This is a genomic window from Mycobacterium sp. 852014-52144_SCH5372336 (genome assembly GCF_001665615.1).
GTDB classification, from domain to species: domain Bacteria; phylum Actinomycetota; class Actinomycetes; order Mycobacteriales; family Mycobacteriaceae; genus Mycobacterium; species Mycobacterium neumannii_A.
In genome coordinates, this window is the sequence record NZ_LZSW01000066.1 from 20,714 (window position 1) to 39,524 (window position 18,811).

Sequence of the window (18,811 nt, forward strand, 5' to 3'; positions counted from 1 at the left end):
GGGTCCCCGATGGTTTCCCAACCGATCGACCACGTCGGAAGACCGGTCAACGACGCGCCACTGCCCGGGCGCAAGCTGCGTCGCAACGTCGCGCCAGGGGACGCCATGCTCGGGATCGGCCTGCTGTCGGGTCCGGCCAACGTGATCATGGAACTCTCGCGGCCGGGCGTCGGATACGGCGTCAAAGACAGCCGCGTCGAGAGTGGCCGCGCGGATCGGCACCCGATCAAGCGGGCGCGGACGACGTTCACCTACCTTGCGGTCGCACTCGCGGGCACCGATGAGCAGAAGGCCACTTACCGGCGTGCGGTCAACCGGTCGCACGCCGAGGTGTACTCGCTGCCGGACAGCCCCGTCGAGTACAACGCGTTCAACAAAGATCTGCAGTTGTGGGTGGCAGCCTGCCTGTATAAGGGCTTCGTCGACGTGTACCGGGTCTTCGTCGGCGAGATGGATGACGAATCGGCCGACCGCCACTACCGCGACGGTGCGGCGCTGGGCACCACGCTGCAGGTTCCCGCGGAGATGTGGCCGGCCGATCGCAAGGCCTTCGACGAGTACTGGCAGGAGTCGCTGGATAAGGTCCACATCGACGACGCGGTGCGCGAGTACCTGTGGCCCATCGCCGCGGGCCGGCTCGGCGAGCTCAAGGCTCCGGTATGGCTGCAGAAGCGCACCGATGCGTTCAGCCTCTTCATCACGACCGGCTTCCTGCCTCAGCGCTTCCGCGACGAGATGCGACTGCCGTGGGACGCGAAGAAACAGCGCCGGTTCAACCGGGTGATGGCCATGCTGGGCCGCATCAACAATGTGATGCCGCGGTTCGTCCGGCAGTTCCCGTTCAACGTGCTGCTCAAAGACCTGGACTGGCGGGTGCGCACGGGCCGGCCGCTGGTGTAGTCGGTTCGGCGCCAGCCCGCCTATCTCCGATCTGACTGCACACTTGAGGCCACCGATATGGGTGGCACTTGGCCTGACAGAGCGCTGTCAGATTGTCGGGGTACAAAGATGCATATGCGGAACGACAACGACACCTGGGACATCACCACCAGCGTGGGCTCCACCGCGTTATTTGTCGCCGCAGCCCGGGCGCTGGAGGCACAGAAGCCGCACCCGATCGCTGTCGACCCCTTCGCCGAGACGTTCTGCCGCGCGGTGGGTGGTGAGTGGGCGGACCTGCTCGACGGCCGAGCGCCCGGACACCAGCTCACCACCGACGATTTCGGCGCGGCGTTCGTGGACTTCCAGGCCGTCCGCACCAAGTACTTCGACGGCTACTTCCGCGCCGCCGCCGACGCGGGAGTCCGGCAGATTGTGCTGCTGGCCGCGGGCTTGGATTCGCGCGCGTACCGCCTGGACTGGGCCGACGGCACCGTGGTGTTCGAGTTGGACCAGCCGCGGGTGCTCGAGTTCAAACGGCAGGTCCTCGACGCGCACACCCCGCGGGCCGAACGCCGTGAGGTCCCGGTCGATCTGCGTGACGACTGGCCCCAAGCGCTGCGTGACGAAGGGTTCGACCCCGACGAGCCATCGGCCTGGATCGCCGAGGGCCTTCTGATCTATCTGCCGGCCGGCGCGCAACGCGACCTGTTCACCGGGATCGACTCGCTGGCCGCGGCCGGCAGTCACGCCGCGGTGGAGGAGGCAGCGCCGATGGACGCGGAGGCCTTCGAGGCCAAAAGGGAAGAGGAGCGGTCCGCCGGAGAGGAGGACACCTTCTTCACCCTTGTCTACAACGAACAGCATGAACCCGCCGCGCAGTGGTTCGGTGCCCGCGGGTGGCGTGCCGAGGCCACACGCCTCGAGGACTGGTTGTCTGAGAACGGCCGGCCGGTGCCCGAGGAGGGGTCGGAGGCCGCGACGATGACTGGGACTATAAGCCTGGTGAGCGCCGTCAAGGCGTGAGCTTGTTCACCCGCTGAGCGGGCCACGTGCGTCTGTACAAGTTAGCTTAGTCAATGCTAACTTCGGGCGGAAAGTTAGCCTGCCATCACTACGGGGAGATCACGGCGCGTGCCGCTACAGACCGATTTTGCTGCGACTTCGCGCGTCGATCACGACGTGGTGAGTCGGTTCGCCACGTGTTGCCGAGCCCTCGGGCTGTCGGTGCACGACCGTCGACGCCCGCCGGATCCGGTCGCGGCCCGGTCCGGTTTCACCGAACTCACCCGTATCGCTCGCGAACAGTGCGATGCGTGGACGGGTCTGGCCGCGGCGGGGGACACCAGCGCCCGGGTGCTCGAGGCCATCTGGCAGACGGTTGCCACGGCCGGTGTGCTGCAGCGCCACGTACAGCTCGCCGAAGGCGACTTGGCCTTCACTTACGACACCGGGCTCTACCTCAAGTTCTCGGCGTCGACACCCGATGACTTCCAACTGGCCTACGCCGTCACGCTGTGCGATGCCGGTGACTACCTAGGCGCCGACGAACTCGTCGAGCCGTTGATCACCCGACGCCCCAGCTGGCTGGACGCGCGGTGGGTGCGGATCGCGATGTACTACCGCGCCGAGCGCTGGTCGGATGTGGTCCGGCTGATCACTCCGATCGTCAACGACACGCGGCTGGACGAGACCTACGCACACGCGGCACGCGTCGCGCTCGGCACGTCGCTCGCCCGCCTGGGCATGTACGCACCCGCGCTGTCATACCTCGAGGACCCTTCCGGCCCAGTCGATGTCGCCACGGTGGACGGCACGCTCGTCAAGGCGCTCTGCCTACGCGCGCAGGGCGAGGAGCTCGACGCCGCCGACGTGCTCGCCGAACTCTACGCCGCGAACCCGGAAAACGAGCAGGTCGAGATCGCGCTGTCCGACACCTCCTACGGCATCCTGACGACCACGGCCGCGCGCATCGAGGGCCGCTCCGATCCGTGGGATCCCGCCACCGAGCCGAGCGAGTCCGAGTTCGTCGACCCCGGCGCCAAGGAGCGCAAGGCGCACCTGCTGCTCGAGGCCGAGGCCGAGCTCGCCGAGTTCATCGGCTTAGAAGAGGTCAAGTACCAGGTTGCGCGGCTGAAGAGTTCGGTCGCCATGGCGATCCGCCGCCAGGAGCGTGGCCTGGCCGTGGCGCAGCGCACCAACCACCTGGTGTTCGCGGGCCCTCCCGGTACCGGTAAGACGACCATCGCGCGTGTCGTAGCCAAAATCTATTGCGGTCTGGGCATTCTCAAGAAGGAGACCGTCCGCGAGGTACACCGAGCCGACCTGATCGGCCAGCACATCGGTGAAACCGAGGCCAAGACCAACGCGATCATCGACAGCGCGCTCGACGGTGTGTTGTTCCTCGACGAGGCCTACGCGCTGGTGTCGACCGGCGCCAAGAACGACTTCGGCCTGGTGGCGATCGATACGCTGCTGGCGCGCATGGAAAACGACCGCGAGCGGTTGGTCGTCATCGTCGCCGGTTACCGCAAGGATCTCGACGCGTTCCTCGACACCAACGAGGGCCTGCGGTCCCGCTTCACCCGCAGCATCGAATTCCCCTCGTACACACCGCATGAACTCGTCGAGATCGCGGTGCGCATGGCCGAGAAGCGCGACAGCGTCTTCGAACCGGCGGCGCTCGCCCACATGGAAACGCTGTTCGGGCAGTTGGCGGCGGCGACGACGCCGGACGCCACCGGTGTGGAGAGGCGCAACCTCGACATCGCCGGCAACGGCCGTTTCGTCCGCAACCTGGTCGAACGTTCCGAGGAGGAGCGCGAGTACCGACTCGATCACCTCCCGTCGACTGGCGGTTCCACCGCCGAAGCCCACGACTTCACAGATGACGAGCTGATGACCATTACCGATGAAGACGTCACCAAATCCGCCATTCCGCTGCTGCGTGGCCTCGGTTTGACGGTGCCCGAATGAGCACTCCGGATAATTCGGATCGCCGGGCGTTTGCCTCGCGCACTCCGGACAACGAGAACCCCGACCGGGTCGTGTACCGCCGCGGGTTCGTCACCCGTCATCAGGTGACCGGATGGCGATTCATCATGCGGCGCATCGCATCCGGTGTCGCGCTACACGACACCCGCATGCTCGTTGACCCGCTTCGTACCCAAGCCCGTTCGGTGCTCGTCGGCGCGCTGGTGCTGATCACCGTCATGGCTGGGTGTTTCGTGTTCTCGCTTATCCGGCCCGGCGGCGTCGCGGGCAACGACGCGATCCTTGCCGATCGCACCACCTCGGCCCTCTACGTTCGCCTCGGCGAGCAGCTGCACCCGGTGCTCAACCTGACGTCCGCGCGCCTGATCGCAGGCCGGCCGGACAACCCCTCGCAGGTCAAGACCAGCGAGATCGACCAGTTCCCCCGCGGCAATCTGATCGGTATCCCCGGTGCCCCCGAACGCATGGTGCAGAACACCACCAGTGACGCCGATTGGACGGTGTGCGACGGAGTTTCGGGACCGGCCGTCGGTGTCACGATGATCGCGGGCCCGCTGACCGACGGCGGGGAGCGCGCGAAACAGCTGTCCGACGACAAGGCGATCCTGGTCTCCACTCCGAGCGGTCCCAAGGCGGGCACCTGGCTGCTGTGGAACGGGCGCCGAAGCGCGATCGACATGAACGACCGCGCGGTCACCAGTGCACTGGGGCTGGGTACCGCAGGCACCGACACGCGGCCCGTCGCACCCGGCTTGTTCAACGCGGTGCCCGAAGCTCCCGCGTTGATTCCGCCGGTCGTCCCTGGCGCCGGTGAACCGCCGCGGTACCCGTTGCCGGTGCCCGCGCCGGTCGGTGCGGTGGTCACGGCCTACGCCACCGACAACACCCTGCGTCACTACGCGGTGCTCGGCGAAGGGCTGCAACCGATTTCACCGGTCATCGCCGCAATCATGCGTAATGCGAACTCGTACGGACTCGACCAGCCGCCGCGGTTGGGCGCCGACGACATCGCGCGTCTGCCCGTCGCGGACGTCATCGACACCGATGCCTATCCCGCCGAACCGATTTCGCTCGTCGACGCCACCGACGCGCCGTTGACATGCGCGCAGTGGAAGCGCTCCGCCGATGCCACGAGCGCGACACTGAACCTGCGTTCCGGTGTCACGTTGCCGGTCTCCGATCAGCTGCGTCCCGTGCCGCTGGTCGGAGCGGGCTCGGGAACGACCGCGAACCAGGTGGTGCTGAATCCCGGGCGCGGCTACCTGGTCCAGACTGTCGGGCAGGACGGCGGGGGCGCGTCGACGTCACCCGTTGGCGGCGCAACCTTCTGGCTCAGCGATGTCGGGGTCCGCTACGGCCTCGACACCGACGGTGACGAGAACGCCATCGCTGCACTGGGCCTCACCCCGCCTGCCCTACCGATTCCATGGTCGATGCTGAGCCAGTTCGCGCCCGGCCCGACGCTGTCGCGAGGCGATGCGTTGCTGGCCCACGACGCGCTGGCCGCCGACCCCCGCCCCGCTGTCGTGAGGGAGACGCCGTCATGAGTCGGCTCATATTCCAGGCGCGTCGCCGCATCCCGGTGCCGACGACGCGCAAAGGCACCATCACGATCGAACCGCCGCCCGAGCTGCCGCGGGTGATTCCGCCGTCGCTGCTGCGGCGGGTGCTGCCCTTCCTGATCGTCATCCTGATCGTCGGCATGATCGTGGCGCTGTTCGCCACCGGAATGCGGCTGATCTCGCCGACGACGCTGTTCTTCCCGTTCGTCCTGCTGCTGGCCGCGACCGCGCTCTACCGCGGCACCGACAACAAGATGCGCACCGAGGAGGTCGACGCCGAGCGGGCCGACTATCTGCGCTACCTGTCGGTGGTCCGCGACAACGTGCGCGCCCATGCTGCCGAGCAACGTACGGCGCTGGAGTGGTCGCATCCGGATCCGGGCCTGCTCATCGACGTGCCCGGCACCCGCAGGCAGTGGGAGCGCGATCCGCACGACCCCGACTTCCTGGTGGTGCGCACCGGGCTTCACGACGCCCCGCTGAACGCCTCACTGCGGGTGAAGGACAGCGCCGACGAGGTCGACCTGGAACCGGTGTCGCACAGCGCGTTACGCGCCCTCCTCGACGTGCAGCGGACGGTGCGGGCCGCGCCGACCGGTATTGACCTAGGCAAGGTCTCGCGCATCACGGTCCTCGGCGAGCCCGACGAGGTCCGCGGCGCGCTACGCGCTTGGATCGCCCAGGCCGTCACCTGGCACGACCCCGCCGTACTCGGCGTCGCACTGCTCGCTCCGGACATCGAGAGCGACGACTGGTCATGGCTGAAGTGGCTGCCGCACAACGACATTCCCGGCGCGGTTGACGGCGCCGGCCCTGCCCGCTACCTGTCGTCCGACATCGTTGAACTGCGCTCGCAGCTCGCCACGGCGCTCGACGATCGCTCACCGTTCGGCAGCGACGACGTCGACGAGGTCAAGCACCTGCTCATCGTCATCGACGATCCCGACGTGGAGGCCGCGGCGCTGGTCCCGCGCGGTGGGCTGGCCGGCGTGACGGTGGTGCAGCGCGTCGCCGAGCCGCCGCACCGCGAGCAGTACCCCGACCCGGAACGGCCGATCCTGCAGCTGACCGACGGCAAACTGCAGCGCTGGCAGACCGGAGGATGGCAGCCGTACGTCGACGCCGCCGATCAACTCGACGTCGCGACCGCGCGTCACATCGCCCGCCGGTTGTCGAAGTGGGATTCGAACCCGAGCCAGGCGCGCACCGGCAGAACAGGGGTGGCGACCTTCTCCACGCTGCTCGGCATCCCGGACGCCGCGGCGCTGGACGTGGCGAGCCTGTGGGCGCCGCGGGCGCGCGCCGACGAATTGCGGGTGCCCATTGGCGTCACCGCCACCGGTGAGCCGCTGATCTTCGACCTCAAAGACGAGGCCGAAGGCGGGATGGGACCCCATGGCCTGATGATCGGCATGACCGGCTCGGGTAAGTCGCAGACGCTGATGTCGATCCTGTTGTCGCTGTTGACGACCCACTCCGCCGATCGGCTGATCGTGATCTACGCCGACTTCAAGGGTGAGGCCGGCGCCGACATCTTCCGGGACTTCCCGCAGGTGGTCGCGGTTATCTCGAACATGGCCGAGAAGCGTTCGCTCGCCGACCGGTTCGCCGACACGCTGCGCGGCGAGGTGGCACGGCGCGAGCAACTGTTGATGGAGGCAGGCCGCCGGGTGCAGGGCAGTGCGTTCAACTCGGTGCTCGAGTACGAGGCGGCGATCGCAGCCGGTCACGACCTGCCGCCGATGCCCACGCTTCTGGTCGTCGCCGACGAGTTCTCGCTGATGCTCTCCGACCATCCCGAGTACGCCGACCTGTTCGACTATGTTGCGCGCAAGGGCCGTTCGTTCCGCATCCACATCCTGTTCGCGTCTCAAACGCTGGATGTCGGCCGGATCAAGGACATCGACAAGAACACGTCGTACCGCATCGGGCTCAAGGTCGCCAGCCCGGCCATCAGCCGCCAGGTCATCGGTGTGGAGGACGCGTTTCACATCGAGGCCGGCCCCGAGCACAAGGGCGAGGGATTCCTGGTCCCTGCGCCGGGCGCGATGCCGGTCAAGTTCCGCAGCACCTACGTCGACGGCATCTACGATCCCCCGCGGGTGGAGAGGTCCGTTGTGGTGCAGTCGGTTCCGGTGCCGCAGCCGTTCACCGCCGGTCACGTCGAAGCGCCTGCCGACACGGTCGTCGTGTCCGATCCCGCTGCTCACGAGGAGCGTCCGCCGCGCAAACTCGTCGCCACCATCGGCGATCAGCTGGCCCACTACGGTCCCAAGGCGCCTCCGCTGTGGCTGCCTCCGCTGGACGAGCCCATTCCGCTCGACGAACTGCTCGCCCGCGCGGACGTAGCCGAGCGCGAATGGCGTTGGCCGCTCGGCGAGATCGACCGCCCGTTCTCGATGCGGCGCGATCCGTTGATCTTCGACGCCAGGTCCGCCGGTGCCAACCTGCTGATCCACGGTGGACCGAAGTCGGGCAAGACCACGGCGCTGCAGACCTTCATGCTGTCGGCGGCGGCCCTGCACTCGCCGCGCGATGTGACGTTCTACTGCCTGGACTACGGCGGCGGTCAGCTGCGGTCGCTCGAAGACCTGGCCCACGTCGGCAGCGTCGCCTCTCCGCTGGAGCCCGAACGCATCCGGCGCACCTTCGGTGAGCTCGAGCAGTTGCTGCGTGCCCGCCAGGCGCGGGGACACTCGGGTAACGGCCAGCGCGACGAGTACGGCGAGGTCTTTCTGGTCATCGACAACCTCTACGCGTTCAGTCGGGACAACACCGACACCTTCAACACCCGGAACCCGTTGCTGTCGAAGGTCACCGAGCTGGTGAACACCGGTATGTCCTACGGCATCCACGTCGTCATCACGACACCGAACTGGCTCGAGGTTCCGTTGGCCATGCGCGACGGTCTGGGCCTGCGCCTCGAACTGAAGCTGTCGGATCCGCGCGACAGCAATGTGCGGGTCACCGGTGCGCTGCGCCGGCCCGCCGAAGCGGTGCCCGCCGAGCAGCCCGGCCGCGGCCTGACCATGGCCGCCGAGCACTTCCTGTTCGCCGAGCCGGCGCTGCGCGACATCAGGGTGATCAACGCCCGCCATCGGGGTGTCACTGCGCCGCCGGTGCGGTTGTTGCCGCACGATCTCGCGCCCGGCGTCGTGGCCCCGCTGTATCCGGCTCCGGAACAGGTGGTCATCGGCCAGCGCGAGGAGGATCTCGCGTCCGTGGCGATGGCGTTCGACCAGAACCCGCTGTTGATGGTGTTCGGCGACGCCAAGTCGGGCAAGACAACGCTGCTGCGTCACGTGATTCGCACCATCCGGGAGAACTCCACCCCGGACCGCGTCGCGTTCACGGTGATCGACCGGCGTCTGCATCTGGTCGACGAGCCGCTGTTCCCGGACAACGAGTACACCCCGAACATCGACCGGATCACTCCGGCGATGCTCGGGCTCACCGCCCTGCTGGAGAAGCGCCGACCGCCTGCCGGCCTGTCACCGCAGGAGCTGAGCAGGTGGAGGTACCAGTCCGGCGAGGACGCCCACACCCACTACCTGATCATCGACGACGTCGACCAGATCCCGGATGCGCCCGCGGTCAGCGGGCCGTTCGTCGGGCAGCGGCCGTGGACCGGCATCATCGGATTGCTGTCGCAGGCAAGTGAGCTGGGCCTTCGCGTCATCGTGACCGCACGGGCCACCGGTTCGGCACACGCCCTGATGACAGCACCCCTGCTGCGCAGGCTCAACGAGCTGCAGTCGGCGATCCTGATGCTGTCGGGCAACCCGCAGGACAGCGGAAAAATCCGTGGACATCGGTTCCGGCGTCTGCCCGCGGGCCGGGCGATGCTGCTGGACGATGGCGATGCCCCCACGTTCCTGCAACTGGTCAACCCGTTCGCAGACGCGGTGGCAGGACGCACAGGAAACAACGGCAACAGTGGAAGGGAGTTCAACTGATGACTCTTCGCGTCGTTCCCGAAGGCCTCGCCGCGGCGGCGTCCGCCGTCGAGGCGTTGACGGCCCGGTTGGCAGCGGCTCACGCCGCCGCCGCGCCCGCGGTCACCGCCGTGATTCCGCCCGCCGTCGACGCGGTGTCGATCCAGACCGCCGTCAGCTTGAGCGCCCATGGAGCACAGCACAATTCGATGGCCGCCCTCGGGGTGGAGGAACTAGGCCGCTCCGGTGTCGGCGTCGGCCAGTCCGGTATCAGCTATGCCACCGGTGACGCTGCCGCCGCTGCGAGCTACCTGGTCGCCGGAGGCTGACCGTGACAGCTCCCATCTGGATGGCCCTCCCCCCGGAGGTCCACTCAACCATGCTGAGCAGCGGACCCGGTCCCGGTTCACTGCTGGCAGCGGCGGGTGCGTGGCAGGCGTTGGCAGCTGAATACTCCTCTGCGGCAGCCGAGTTGACCGCTGTCCTCGGCTCGGTGCAGAGCGGCGCGTGGGAAGGGCCGAGCGCCGCCCAGTATGCGGCCGCGCATACGCCGTACCTCGCCTGGCTGGCACAGGCCAGCGCGAACAGCGCGGCCGCCGCTGCGCAGCACGGGACCGCGGCTGCGGCGTACACCACCGCGGTGGCGACGATGCCGACGATGGCCGAGCTGGCGCTCAACAAATCCACCCACGCCGTACTGCTCGCCACGAACTTCCTGGGCATCAACACGATTCCAATCGCGTTGAACGAGGCTGACTACGTCCGGATGTGGATCCAGGCCGCGACGACAATGGGCACTTATCAGGCGGTGTCAGGTGCCGCGGTGGCGGCCACGCCGGTCACTCCTCCCGCGCCTCTGCTGCTGGCGCCGGGCGTGGGCGAGGCGGGAGCCGCCGCGGCCGACGTCATGCAGGCCGGGGCGGCGGCCACTGCCGCCGACTCCGGCGGGGCACGGAACATTGCCGACTCCATCGCCGATCTGCTGCGCGAGATCATGAGGTTCTTCGAGGACTTCTTCGAATCGATCCTGAACTTCGCGCGTCAATTCTTCGGCAACGTCCTGGATGTCCTCAGCGACTTCCTGAACGGCTTCTTCGGGTGGCTCTTCAACCCGTCGTCGGGACTGATCCTGTTGTTCGTGCTCTACCAGGCGATCACGCAGCCGCTCGGATGGACCACATGGTCGTTGATTTTCAGCGCTCCGATCTGGCTGCCGCTGTTGATCGGCCTGATCGTCCAGTCGCAGACCCCGGAGCCGGTTCCGGCCGCCGCACCCGAGCCTGCGCCCGCCCCCGCGCCTGCACCCATCCGGCCCGTCGCCGAGCCGCGAGCGGAATCGCTTCCGCCGGTCGCCACCGTGGCGCCGACGGTTCCGGCGGCTCCGGCCGCTCCCGCGGCGTCGGTGGCCGCCGGTGCGGCGCCTGCGGGTGCCGCCCCAGCTGCGGCTGCGGCTCCGGTGGTGCCGTATGCGGTTGCCGGCCCGGATTCCGAAGAAGGTGTCTCGCCGACGTTCCGCGAGGGCACCGGCTTGAAGGCGCCCGCATCGGACATCGCGGCGTCCGCCGCCGCCGCTGCCGCCGCGTCGTCGCTTGCCAAACGCAAGGCCCGCCGCAAGCGGCCGCAGCCGATCCACCAACGCCAGTACGCCGACGCCTACATGGATTACGAACCCGACGAGCCCGAGGACGCGGCCCCGCCGCGCGAAACGGTCCGGCGTCCGCATGTTGCCGCATCGGAAAAGGGTGCGGGCGCAGTGGGTTTCACCGGCGCTGCGACCAAGTCGGAAGCCGAGGAGGCGAGTGGGCTGACCGAACTCGCCGGTGACTCCTTCGGTGGCGGACCCACCGAACCCATGTTGCCCAGCGACTGGGATCACAAGGGGGGAGAAAACGACTGAACAGAACTGACCGAAACCCATTCCGCCGAATCACAATCCGAAAGGAACATCCATGAGCCTCCTGGACGCTCACATCCCGCAGCTCGTGTCATCCGAGGCCGCGTTCTCGGCGAAGGCCGCGCTCATGCGCAGCACCATGGCGCAGGCCGAGCAGGCAGCGCAGTCGGCACAGGCATTCCACATGGGCGAGTCCTCCGCGGCCTTCCAGGCAGCGCACGCGCGCTTCCTCGAGGTCTCCGCGAAGGTCAACATGCTGCTGGACATCGCGCAGGCCAACCTGGGCGATGCGGCGGGCACCTACGTGGCGCAGGACGCCGCGGCGGCCAGCACGTACACCGGTATCTGAACTTCGAACTGACCTAGACCCACAAGGGAGAACCTGATGTCTCAGATCATGTACAACTACCCGGCGATGCTGGCCCATTCGGGTGAGATGGCCGGATATTCGGGCGCACTGCATGCCGTCGGCGCCGACATCGCCAGCGAGCAGGCGGCTTTGGCCGGGGCCTGGCAGGGCGACACCGGCACGACCTATCAGGCGTGGCAGGCGCAGTGGAACCTCGCCCTCGAGGAACTGGTGCGCGCATACCGTGCGATGGCCGCCACCCACGAGCAGAACACCATGACGATGAGCGCCCGGGACCAGGCCGAAGGCGCCAAATGGGGTGGCTAACCGACGGTGGCAGTTAACGCAGTCGAGCTGACCGCGGAGCAGGCCTGGTTCGTCGCCGACGCGTCGGGGGCCGGCAACTACCCGTGGGTGCTGGCTATCACCCCGCCCTACAGCGACCACGCTGAGCGGGCGGAGTTCGAGGCCAGGCTGTCGGCCGAACTTGTCGGCATGGGTGTGATGACGACCGACGGTGCCGTCGAACCCCATGTCCGGCAATGGGTCACGACGACATGCCGGCCCCGGCGGTGGCTCGAACTCCGGTTCGTGCGTGGCTCGGGCAAGATGCTGCGCGGGCATGTTGCGCGCCGCGACGACGACACCGTCGTCGCGCTGCGCGGCGGCGGCCTCGTGACGCTCAGCGCGTTGGAGGTGGACCATCCGCAGGCGTTGGTTCCCATCCTGACCGCGGGCCTGTCGGGGCGCCCGCCGGCCAGGTTCGACGAGTTCGCAATACCCGCGCGCATCGGCGCGCGCGCCGATGAACAGCTGCGCAACGGCGCGACGCTGGACGACGTGATCGAGTTCCTCGGCATCCCGCCGAGCGCACGCTCAGTCGTCGAAGCGGCCTATGCGACCGACCGCAGCTATGTGGAGATCGTGGCCGGCAACCACCGCGACGGCCACCGCGTGAGCACCGATGTCGGCGTCAGCGTCGTCGACACCCGTGAGGGCAGGGTGCTCGTCCATCCAGCGAAGGCGTTCGACGGCGAATGGGTCTCGACGTTCACGCCCGGCACGCCGATGGCGATCGCTACCGCCGTCGAGCGGCTCACCGCAACGCTGCCCGACGGGGCGTGGTTCCCCGACCTGAAATTGACCCGAGACTTCGACTCCAACCAGAGAACGGAACACCAATGGCAGACAGTTTGAGTGGCGCGACAGCGTCTTTGGCGGACCCGGCCCCGTCCCGGTCGATGCCGATCGTTCGCGTCGCGGTGCTCGCCGCGGGCGAGGCGGGCGGTCGAGTCACCGACATGGCGTTGCCGACCGAACTCCCTCTGCGCGAGATCCTGCCCGCAGTACGACGGATGGCGATGCCCGCCGACGAGGAGTACGGCGACGCCACCCCGGTGGTGCTGTCGCTGGCGCCGGTCGGCGGTGCGCCGTTCAGCCTCGACGCGACGCTGGACACCGTCGGTGTCGTCGACGGCGATCTGCTGGCGCTGCAACCGCTTCCCGCCGGTCCCGCTGCACCGCGGATCGTCGAGGACATCGGCGACGCGGCCGTCATCTTCTCCGCCGCCCGCGAGAAGCCCTGGGGTGCGGCACATATCGCGCGGGGCGCAGCGGCGGCCGTGATCACGCTGATCGTGATCGCCACCGTCTTTGCCGCGGTGCACAGTGAAATCGTCGGTGGCTTCGCCGGTCTCGCCGTGGCCAGCGGTGCGGCGGCGCTCACGGTGCTGGCCGCCCTGCTCACCTGGGGCCGTTCCCCCCGGCTCGGCACGGCGTTGGCCGTGACGGTGCTCGCGCCCATCGGCGTGGCTCTCGCGCTCGGAGTGCCCGGCGACTTCGGGCCGTCACATGTGCTGCTCGCCGCCGCGGGCGTGACGGCCTGGTCGATTGTCAGCATCGTTGTCGCCCAGCGGGCCATCGCGGTCTTCACAGCGGCCACTGTCGTCGGGGCCGGTGCACTGATCACCGCGGGCGCCGCGACGATCTGGCACCTGAACCACCTCGTCGTCGGATCCCTGCTCGTGGTGCTCGCGCTCGTGGTCACTGTCCAGGCGGCTCAACTCTCCGCCCTATGGGCGCGGCTGCCGATGCCGGTCATACCCGCTCCCGGTGACCCGACCCCGGCGCCGCACCCGATGAAGGTGCTCGCCGATCTGCCGCGCCGCGTTCGGATCAGCGATTCACACCAGACCGGTTTCATCGCAGGCGGTGTACTGCTGTCCACCGCGGGGGCGTTGACACTAGCTGCACCGCAGGGAGTTTCGCCGTGGGCGTGGTACGTCGTGGCCGCGGTGGCGCTTGGATCGGTGCTGCGGGCCCGCGTGTGGGACTCGGCGCCGTGCAAGGCGTGGCTCCTGAGCCAGCCGTTCCTGCTTGCGATCTCGTTCATGGTCGTGTTCAGCGTGGACGACCGCATCGGAGCGGCTTGGTGGGCGCTGCTGGCGCTCGTCGGCTTGACGGTCGTCTGGGTGACCGTCGCGACGTTCCCGCGGGTCGCCTCGCCGGACACCTACTCGCTGCCGATGCGTCGCATCGTCGGGTTTCTGGCCTCCGGCATCGACGCGTCGCTGATCCCGGTGCTGGCCTATCTCGTCGGACTGTTCGCCTGGGTGCTCAACCGATGAGGCATCGGTGATGCGCGACCGGCTGCGCAGTGTCGTCGCGGCCTCGGCGGTCCTGGCCGTCGTGGCGGTGAGTTCTCCGGTCGCACAGGCAATGACGCCCCCTCAGGTGGATCCGGCTGTGCGACCTCCGTCGGGCGCCGCCGGGCCCGTCCAGCCGCAGTCGCAACGCGGGCCGTGCGTCAGCGCGGGTGTATTACCCGGCAGCGACCCCGGTGCGCCGAGCTCCAATCAAACGTTGATCAACCTCGAGGGCGCATGGGAGTACAGCCGCGGCGACGGACAACTCGTTGCGGTCATCGACACCGGCGTCACGCCGGGACCCCGACTGCCGAACGTGGAACCCGGCGGGGACTTCGTCGAGTCGACCGATGGGCTCAGCGACTGCGATGGCCACGGAACGCTGGTGGCAGGGCTGATCGCGGGACAGCCGGGGGCCGACGGATTCTCCGGGGTGGCACCAGGTGCTCGCGTGCTTGCGATCCGGTCGACGTCGTCGCGGTTCTCCCCGCGCGAGATCGGCGAGAATCCGGCGACGGCACAGGTCGCACTCGACGTGGCGACCCTGGCCCGTGCTGTTGTCCGCGCGGCGGACCTGGGTGCGCGGGTCATCAATATCTCCGCCGTCACCTGTCTGCCCGCAACGGAGAACGTCAACCAGAACGAACTCGGTGCGGCCCTGCGCTACGCGGCCGTGGAGAAGGACGCGGTGATCGTCGCTGCCGCGGGCAACAACAAGATGGGGTTGAACCCGGGGTCGGCATGCCCGTCGAACCCGCTGTCGGATCCCGGCCGCCCGGAGGACCCTCGTAACTGGGCAGGTGTGACGTCGGTGTCGATACCGTCGTCCTGGCAGCCCTATGTGCTTTCGGTCGGTTCGCTCGACAGCGCCGGGCGCCCATCGGATTTCACGATGGCGGGACCGTGGGTGGGGATAGCCGCGCCCGGGCAGGATATCGTCTCGGTGGGTAACGGCGAAGGCGGCGCACTCGCCAACGGGCTACCCGACGAGCGCGGCCGGTTGTATCCGCTGAACGGTACGAGTTTCGCGGCCGCGTATGTATCCGGCGTTGCGACCCTGGTACGCAGTCGTTTTCCCGAGCTGACCGCCGAACAGGTCAGGGACCGGCTCACGGCCGGTGCACAGGGTGCGGCGCGAGCACCATCGAACCTTACCGGTGCCGGACTCGTCGATCCCGTCGCCGCGCTGACATGGGATGTGACAGCGGCCGTCGCCGGGAACGGGGAGCCGGAGCCCCAGCCCGTCGCCGCACCGCCGCGACCGGCCGCCCCCGACGAGACCCCGAAGGTGGTCGCGTTCGTGGGAACCGGTGTGCTGGCGCTGATCGCAGCCGTCACGGCCGCGGTCGCGGTCCACCGGCGAAGGAACCTAGACAACCAAGCGGAGGCATCGTGACCGTTCGAATAGCGCTGGCGTCGTTGGCCGTCGTCCTGGCGGCAATGGCGTATCCGTGGGAGACGACCACGGATTGGTGGATCTTCGGGATCGCTGTCGCCGTCGTCGTCGTCGTGTTCGCATGGTGGCGGGGCCAGTTCGTCACAAACATGATCGGCCGGCGGTTAGCGGTGTTTCGCCGCAACCACTCCAAGCCGAAGCCGCAGAGTCCGAAGCAGGCCACTGTGGTGTTGCGGGTCGACGACCCGTCGGGATTCGGTGTGCCGCTGCCGCTGGTCGCGGCCTACGTCGAAAGGTTCGGCGTCCGTGGCGAGAAGGTTCGCATCACGAACCGCGATTCCGATGGTGTTCGTAGCACGTGGATCAGCCTGACCCTGGACGCCGAGTCGAATCTGGTTGCTCTGCAGGCACGTTCACCTGAGCTGCCGCTGCGCGAGACTGCCGAGATCGCCGGCCGTCGCCTTGCCGATCACCTACGGGAGGCGGGCCTCGATGCGGCGCCCGTCGACGACGCGGATGCACCGTTGATCGGAAAGGGTCGCGAGAAGTGGCGCGGTGTCCAAGACGAAGGCGGATTCGTCTCGGCCTACGGGATTCCCGTCGACGAGCGGTTGGGTGAACGTCTCGACGAGGTGTGGTCTCAATCGTCTGAGACATGGACGGCCGTCGAGTTCAGTGGTTCGGCCGCGCACCCGACTGTCGCGGTGGTGTGTGCGTTCCGCACGCCCGATCCCGTACGCGGGGCGCCTGTGTCGGGTCTGACACCGCATCGCGGAGTCCAGGGACCGTTGCTCCGGGCGTTGGATCCCAAGGCCGTTGGCAGGCTGGACGTTCCGGCTAAGCGGGTTGCCGTCGATCTGCTGGCGCGGATCGACTGGCCGGCCGGATATCAGGCCGAACTCAGTCGAACATGAATCCCTTCATGAAGCGGGTCATCCTGCGCAGGTAGTCAGGCTGGCTGACATGCAGGATGTGGTTGCCCGGGAACCAGTGGAACGCGCAGCGGTCCCAGTGCTCCCACAGCATCTCGGCCTGTTCCGGCGGCGCGAGCCGGTCACCGAGACCTGTGATGATCAACCGGCGGTCCTTGGGAACCAGCGGGGCGTAGTTCAGCGGTGAGGAGAACAGGGTGGCGCCGCCGGTGAGTTCCGCGTCGGTGCCCGTCAGCAGGTTTCGCAGGCCCACGACTTTGTTGGCGGGGAACCATTCGTCCACCGTTTGATCGGGGGCGACGACAGGGACATTGGGGATCACGGCCTGGATCCGGTCGTCGACCGCTGCGATGAGCGCTGATGTGTACCCGCCGAGTGACATGCCGGTCAGCGCGATGCGGTCGACGCCGGTGAACTCCAGATAGTCGAGGACCGAACGGAAGTCGTGCACCGCCTGGGCCATCGCCTCGGCGAAGCCCGAGAACCCGTTGGCGAAGAACCCGTAGCCGCTGAACGGGGAGCCCTTCTCGGCACGCGGACCGTGGAAGGGCATGGTGTACAACAGGACGTCGTAGCCCGACCGGAAGAACCACGGCAGCGAGAAGAACAAGCCGTTGAACAGATACGGCGAACCCATGAATCCATGGATCAGGCACAGCGTGGGGTGCGGCCCGTCATCGTGTCGCCAGTGCTGGGCGTGCACGACGTTGTTGCGTTCGAATCCGCGGCACTGGGTGCGCAAGTCAGGGTTGATCGCCTCGAAGCTGCTGTCGAAACGGATGTTCTGAACCTGACCCTTCGCGATCCATTCGGCCAGCGGGTTGGCTGCTCGCGATGCGACCCGGGGCGGCGAAGTGGGCGCGGGAAACGATTGCGTGGGATCCTTGGCCGAGGCCAGTTCGGCGTAGAACTGCAGCTGTTCGCGTTCGGCGCGTGACTGAGACCGGCTTAAGCCACCGGCCAGCGTCGGCAGCATCGTCGTCGCGAGCAGCGATGCGATTGCGGTGCGCAGTGCGAGATCGGCCACGGCTGACGAGTCGACGATGAAGCGCTGGCGCAGCGTCAGGTCGGCGCGTCGTGGCAGCCCTGTGCTGGCATCTGCACCGGGGACATCGGGAACGGGAATCGGCGGATCAACCGGGTTGGCCTCCGTTTGGCTCACTTCCGCATGGTATCCCGTTTGGGCGGTGTCAAACTGTCAGCATGTGGAACCCCGACGCATATCTGGCGTTCGCCGATGAGCGCGGGCGCCCGTACTTCGACCTGTTGTCGCGGGTCGCAGCCGATGCCCCGCGGCGGGTTGCGGATCTAGGTTGTGGGCCGGGCAATCTGACGGCCTCGTTGGCCCAGCGTTGGCCACGGGCATGCATAGAGGCGTTAGACAGCTCGCCGGAAATGGTGCGGGCCGCGCGGGACAGAGGAATCGACGCAAACGTCGGTGACGTCGGCGATTGGGTACCAAAACCTGATACCGACGTCGTGATCAGCAATGCCACCCTGCATTGGTTGCCCGACCATCCACGCTTACTCGTCAGGTGGGCCGAACAGTTGCCGGCACGGTCGTGGATCGCGATGCAGGTACCGGGCAACTTCGACGCACCGTCACATCGCACGGTGGGAGAACTCGTCCGGCGTGACCGATGGGCAGAACGACTGCACGACTTCCCGTTTCGGGAGTCACCGGTGAAGGATCCGGTCGAGTACGCAGACCTGCTAGCCGACGCTGGTTGCACGGTCGACGCGTGGGAGACCACCTACGTGCACGTGTTGACCGGCGAGGATCCGGTGCTGAACTGGATCGCGGGAACGGCGCTACGCCCGGTGCGCAGTAGGCTCACCGACACCGAGTGGGACGAGTTCCGCGACGACTTGATCCCCCTGCTGGACGCGGCGTATCCGTCGCGGAAGGATGGCACGACGTTCTTCCCGTTTCGACGTGTCTTCGTGGTGGCTCAGGTGAACTGAGCGTCCCGCGGCTCAACGATGCAGGGTGTTGTCCTCATGTGGGAAGCCCGTCTCTTTCTGCGTCCAGCCCAGAATCCTGCCTGCGTAGGCATCGACGACGAAGGCTACGTAGGCAAATCCCGACCAGTCGACACGAAGGTCAGATCGGCCGCCCAGAGCCGGTTGGGCGCTGACGAACCAACGCCGCACGAGGTCGGTCGGACGCGCAGCTGCCGGGTCGGCGACCGTGGTGGGTTTTGACCGTGCCGCGCACCGCACCG

The 18,811-nt window shown here is 67.8% G+C and carries 15 protein-coding genes and 1 pseudogene; 14 read left to right on the forward strand and 2 right to left on the reverse strand.

Annotation, left to right across the window (positions count from 1 at the left end; translation table 11 throughout):
* The first annotated feature begins 9 nt into the window (after window positions 1–9).
* The 13 genes from A5759_RS24520 (at window position 10) to eccE (ending at window position 16,568) form a co-directional block, all read left to right on the forward strand.
* Window positions 10–900, forward strand: a complete 891-nt coding sequence (locus A5759_RS24520; protein ID WP_068201950.1) for an oxygenase MpaB family protein — start codon at window positions 10–12, stop codon at window positions 898–900.
* Between the two features lie 114 nt (window positions 901–1,014).
* Complete coding sequence (locus A5759_RS24525) at window positions 1,015–1,905, forward strand: SAM-dependent methyltransferase (RefSeq protein ID WP_068201952.1); 891 nt, start codon at window positions 1,015–1,017, stop codon at window positions 1,903–1,905.
* 108 nt (window positions 1,906–2,013) lie between these two features.
* Complete coding sequence (gene eccA, locus A5759_RS24530) at window positions 2,014–3,855, forward strand: type VII secretion AAA-ATPase EccA (RefSeq protein WP_304441225.1); 1,842 nt, start codon at window positions 2,014–2,016, stop codon at window positions 3,853–3,855.
* Entirely contained in the window at window positions 3,852–5,420 is a 1,569-nt protein-coding gene (gene eccB, locus A5759_RS24535) for a type VII secretion protein EccB (RefSeq protein ID WP_068201956.1), read from the forward strand. Before eccA ends, eccB begins: the two co-directional genes overlap by 4 nt.
* A complete protein-coding gene (gene eccCa, locus A5759_RS24540) occupies window positions 5,417–9,391 on the forward strand; it encodes a type VII secretion protein EccCa (protein ID WP_068201958.1) in 3,975 nt (1,324 codons plus the stop codon). The genes eccB and eccCa overlap by 4 nt, the downstream gene beginning before the upstream one ends.
* Window positions 9,391–9,699: a PE family protein gene (locus A5759_RS24545; RefSeq protein ID WP_064417542.1), complete on the forward strand. Its 309-nt coding sequence runs from the start codon at window positions 9,391–9,393 to the stop codon at window positions 9,697–9,699. Before eccCa ends, A5759_RS24545 begins: the two co-directional genes overlap by 1 nt.
* A gap of 2 nt (window positions 9,700–9,701) precedes the next feature.
* On the forward strand, window positions 9,702–11,267 hold the full coding sequence (locus A5759_RS24550; protein WP_156617018.1) for a PPE family protein: 1,566 nt from the start codon (window positions 9,702–9,704) through the stop codon (window positions 11,265–11,267).
* Between the two features lie 52 nt (window positions 11,268–11,319).
* On the forward strand, window positions 11,320–11,613 hold the full coding sequence (esxG, locus tag A5759_RS24555; RefSeq protein ID WP_064346865.1) for a type VII secretion system protein EsxG: 294 nt from the start codon (window positions 11,320–11,322) through the stop codon (window positions 11,611–11,613).
* A 36-nt stretch (window positions 11,614–11,649) separates the two neighbouring features.
* A complete protein-coding gene (locus A5759_RS24560; protein WP_064396041.1) occupies window positions 11,650–11,940 on the forward strand; it encodes a WXG100 family type VII secretion target in 291 nt (96 codons plus the stop codon).
* Between the two features lie 6 nt (window positions 11,941–11,946).
* Window positions 11,947–12,810 carry an ESX secretion-associated protein EspG gene (locus A5759_RS24565; RefSeq protein WP_068201959.1) on the forward strand — a complete coding sequence of 288 codons (864 nt, stop codon included), beginning with the start codon at window positions 11,947–11,949 and terminating at the stop codon, window positions 12,808–12,810.
* Between the two features lie 44 nt (window positions 12,811–12,854).
* Entirely contained in the window at window positions 12,855–14,240 is a 1,386-nt protein-coding gene (eccD, locus tag A5759_RS24570) for a type VII secretion integral membrane protein EccD (protein WP_068201961.1), read from the forward strand.
* A 10-nt stretch (window positions 14,241–14,250) separates the two neighbouring features.
* Window positions 14,251–15,654, forward strand: coding sequence for a type VII secretion-associated serine protease mycosin (gene mycP / locus A5759_RS24575; RefSeq protein ID WP_068201963.1), 1,404 nt, complete (start codon window positions 14,251–14,253; stop codon window positions 15,652–15,654).
* Window positions 15,651–16,568 (forward strand): type VII secretion protein EccE, encoded by a 918-nt coding sequence (gene eccE, locus A5759_RS24580; protein WP_068201965.1) that lies wholly within the window; start codon window positions 15,651–15,653, stop codon window positions 16,566–16,568. The genes mycP and eccE overlap by 4 nt, the downstream gene beginning before the upstream one ends.
* Here eccE and A5759_RS24585 read toward each other — a convergent pair.
* Window positions 16,555–17,748: a S9 family peptidase gene (locus A5759_RS24585; protein ID WP_068201967.1), complete on the reverse strand. Its 1,194-nt coding sequence runs from the start codon at window positions 17,746–17,748 to the stop codon at window positions 16,555–16,557. The genes eccE and A5759_RS24585 overlap by 14 nt on opposite strands.
* A 41-nt stretch (window positions 17,749–17,789) precedes the next feature.
* Between A5759_RS24585 and A5759_RS24590 the strand changes: the two genes are divergently transcribed.
* The gene (locus A5759_RS24590; protein WP_068201969.1) at window positions 17,790–18,551 is read left to right on the forward strand and encodes a trans-aconitate 2-methyltransferase; all 762 of its coding nucleotides are present in this window, start codon (window positions 17,790–17,792) and stop codon (window positions 18,549–18,551) included.
* A gap of 48 nt (window positions 18,552–18,599) precedes the next feature.
* Here the strand turns inward: A5759_RS24590 and A5759_RS26030 are convergent.
* A pseudogene (locus A5759_RS26030) lies at window positions 18,600–18,782 on the reverse strand (IS3 family transposase); the annotation flags it as partial.
* Window positions 18,783–18,811: the final 29 nt, after the last annotated feature.

Excerpts from the sequence above, each read along its gene's own strand:
- A5759_RS24520 (WP_068201950.1), top strand. The coding sequence starts at position 10 with ATGGTTTCCCAACCGATCGACCACGTCGGAAGACCGGTCAACGACGCG.
- A5759_RS24525 (WP_068201952.1), top strand. The coding sequence starts at position 1,015 with ATGCGGAACGACAACGACACCTGGGACATCACCACCAGCGTGGGCTCC.
- eccB (WP_068201956.1), top strand. The coding sequence starts at position 3,852 with ATGAGCACTCCGGATAATTCGGATCGCCGGGCGTTTGCCTCGCGCACT.
- eccCa (WP_068201958.1), top strand. The coding sequence starts at position 5,417 with ATGAGTCGGCTCATATTCCAGGCGCGTCGCCGCATCCCGGTGCCGACG.
- A5759_RS24545 (WP_064417542.1), top strand. The coding sequence starts at position 9,391 with ATGACTCTTCGCGTCGTTCCCGAAGGCCTCGCCGCGGCGGCGTCCGCC.
- esxG (WP_064346865.1), top strand. The coding sequence starts at position 11,320 with ATGAGCCTCCTGGACGCTCACATCCCGCAGCTCGTGTCATCCGAGGCC.
- A5759_RS24560 (WP_064396041.1), top strand. The coding sequence starts at position 11,650 with ATGTCTCAGATCATGTACAACTACCCGGCGATGCTGGCCCATTCGGGT.
- eccD (WP_068201961.1), top strand. The coding sequence starts at position 12,855 with ATGCCGATCGTTCGCGTCGCGGTGCTCGCCGCGGGCGAGGCGGGCGGT.
- mycP (WP_068201963.1), top strand. The coding sequence starts at position 14,251 with ATGCGCGACCGGCTGCGCAGTGTCGTCGCGGCCTCGGCGGTCCTGGCC.
- A5759_RS24590 (WP_068201969.1), top strand. The coding sequence starts at position 17,790 with ATGTGGAACCCCGACGCATATCTGGCGTTCGCCGATGAGCGCGGGCGC.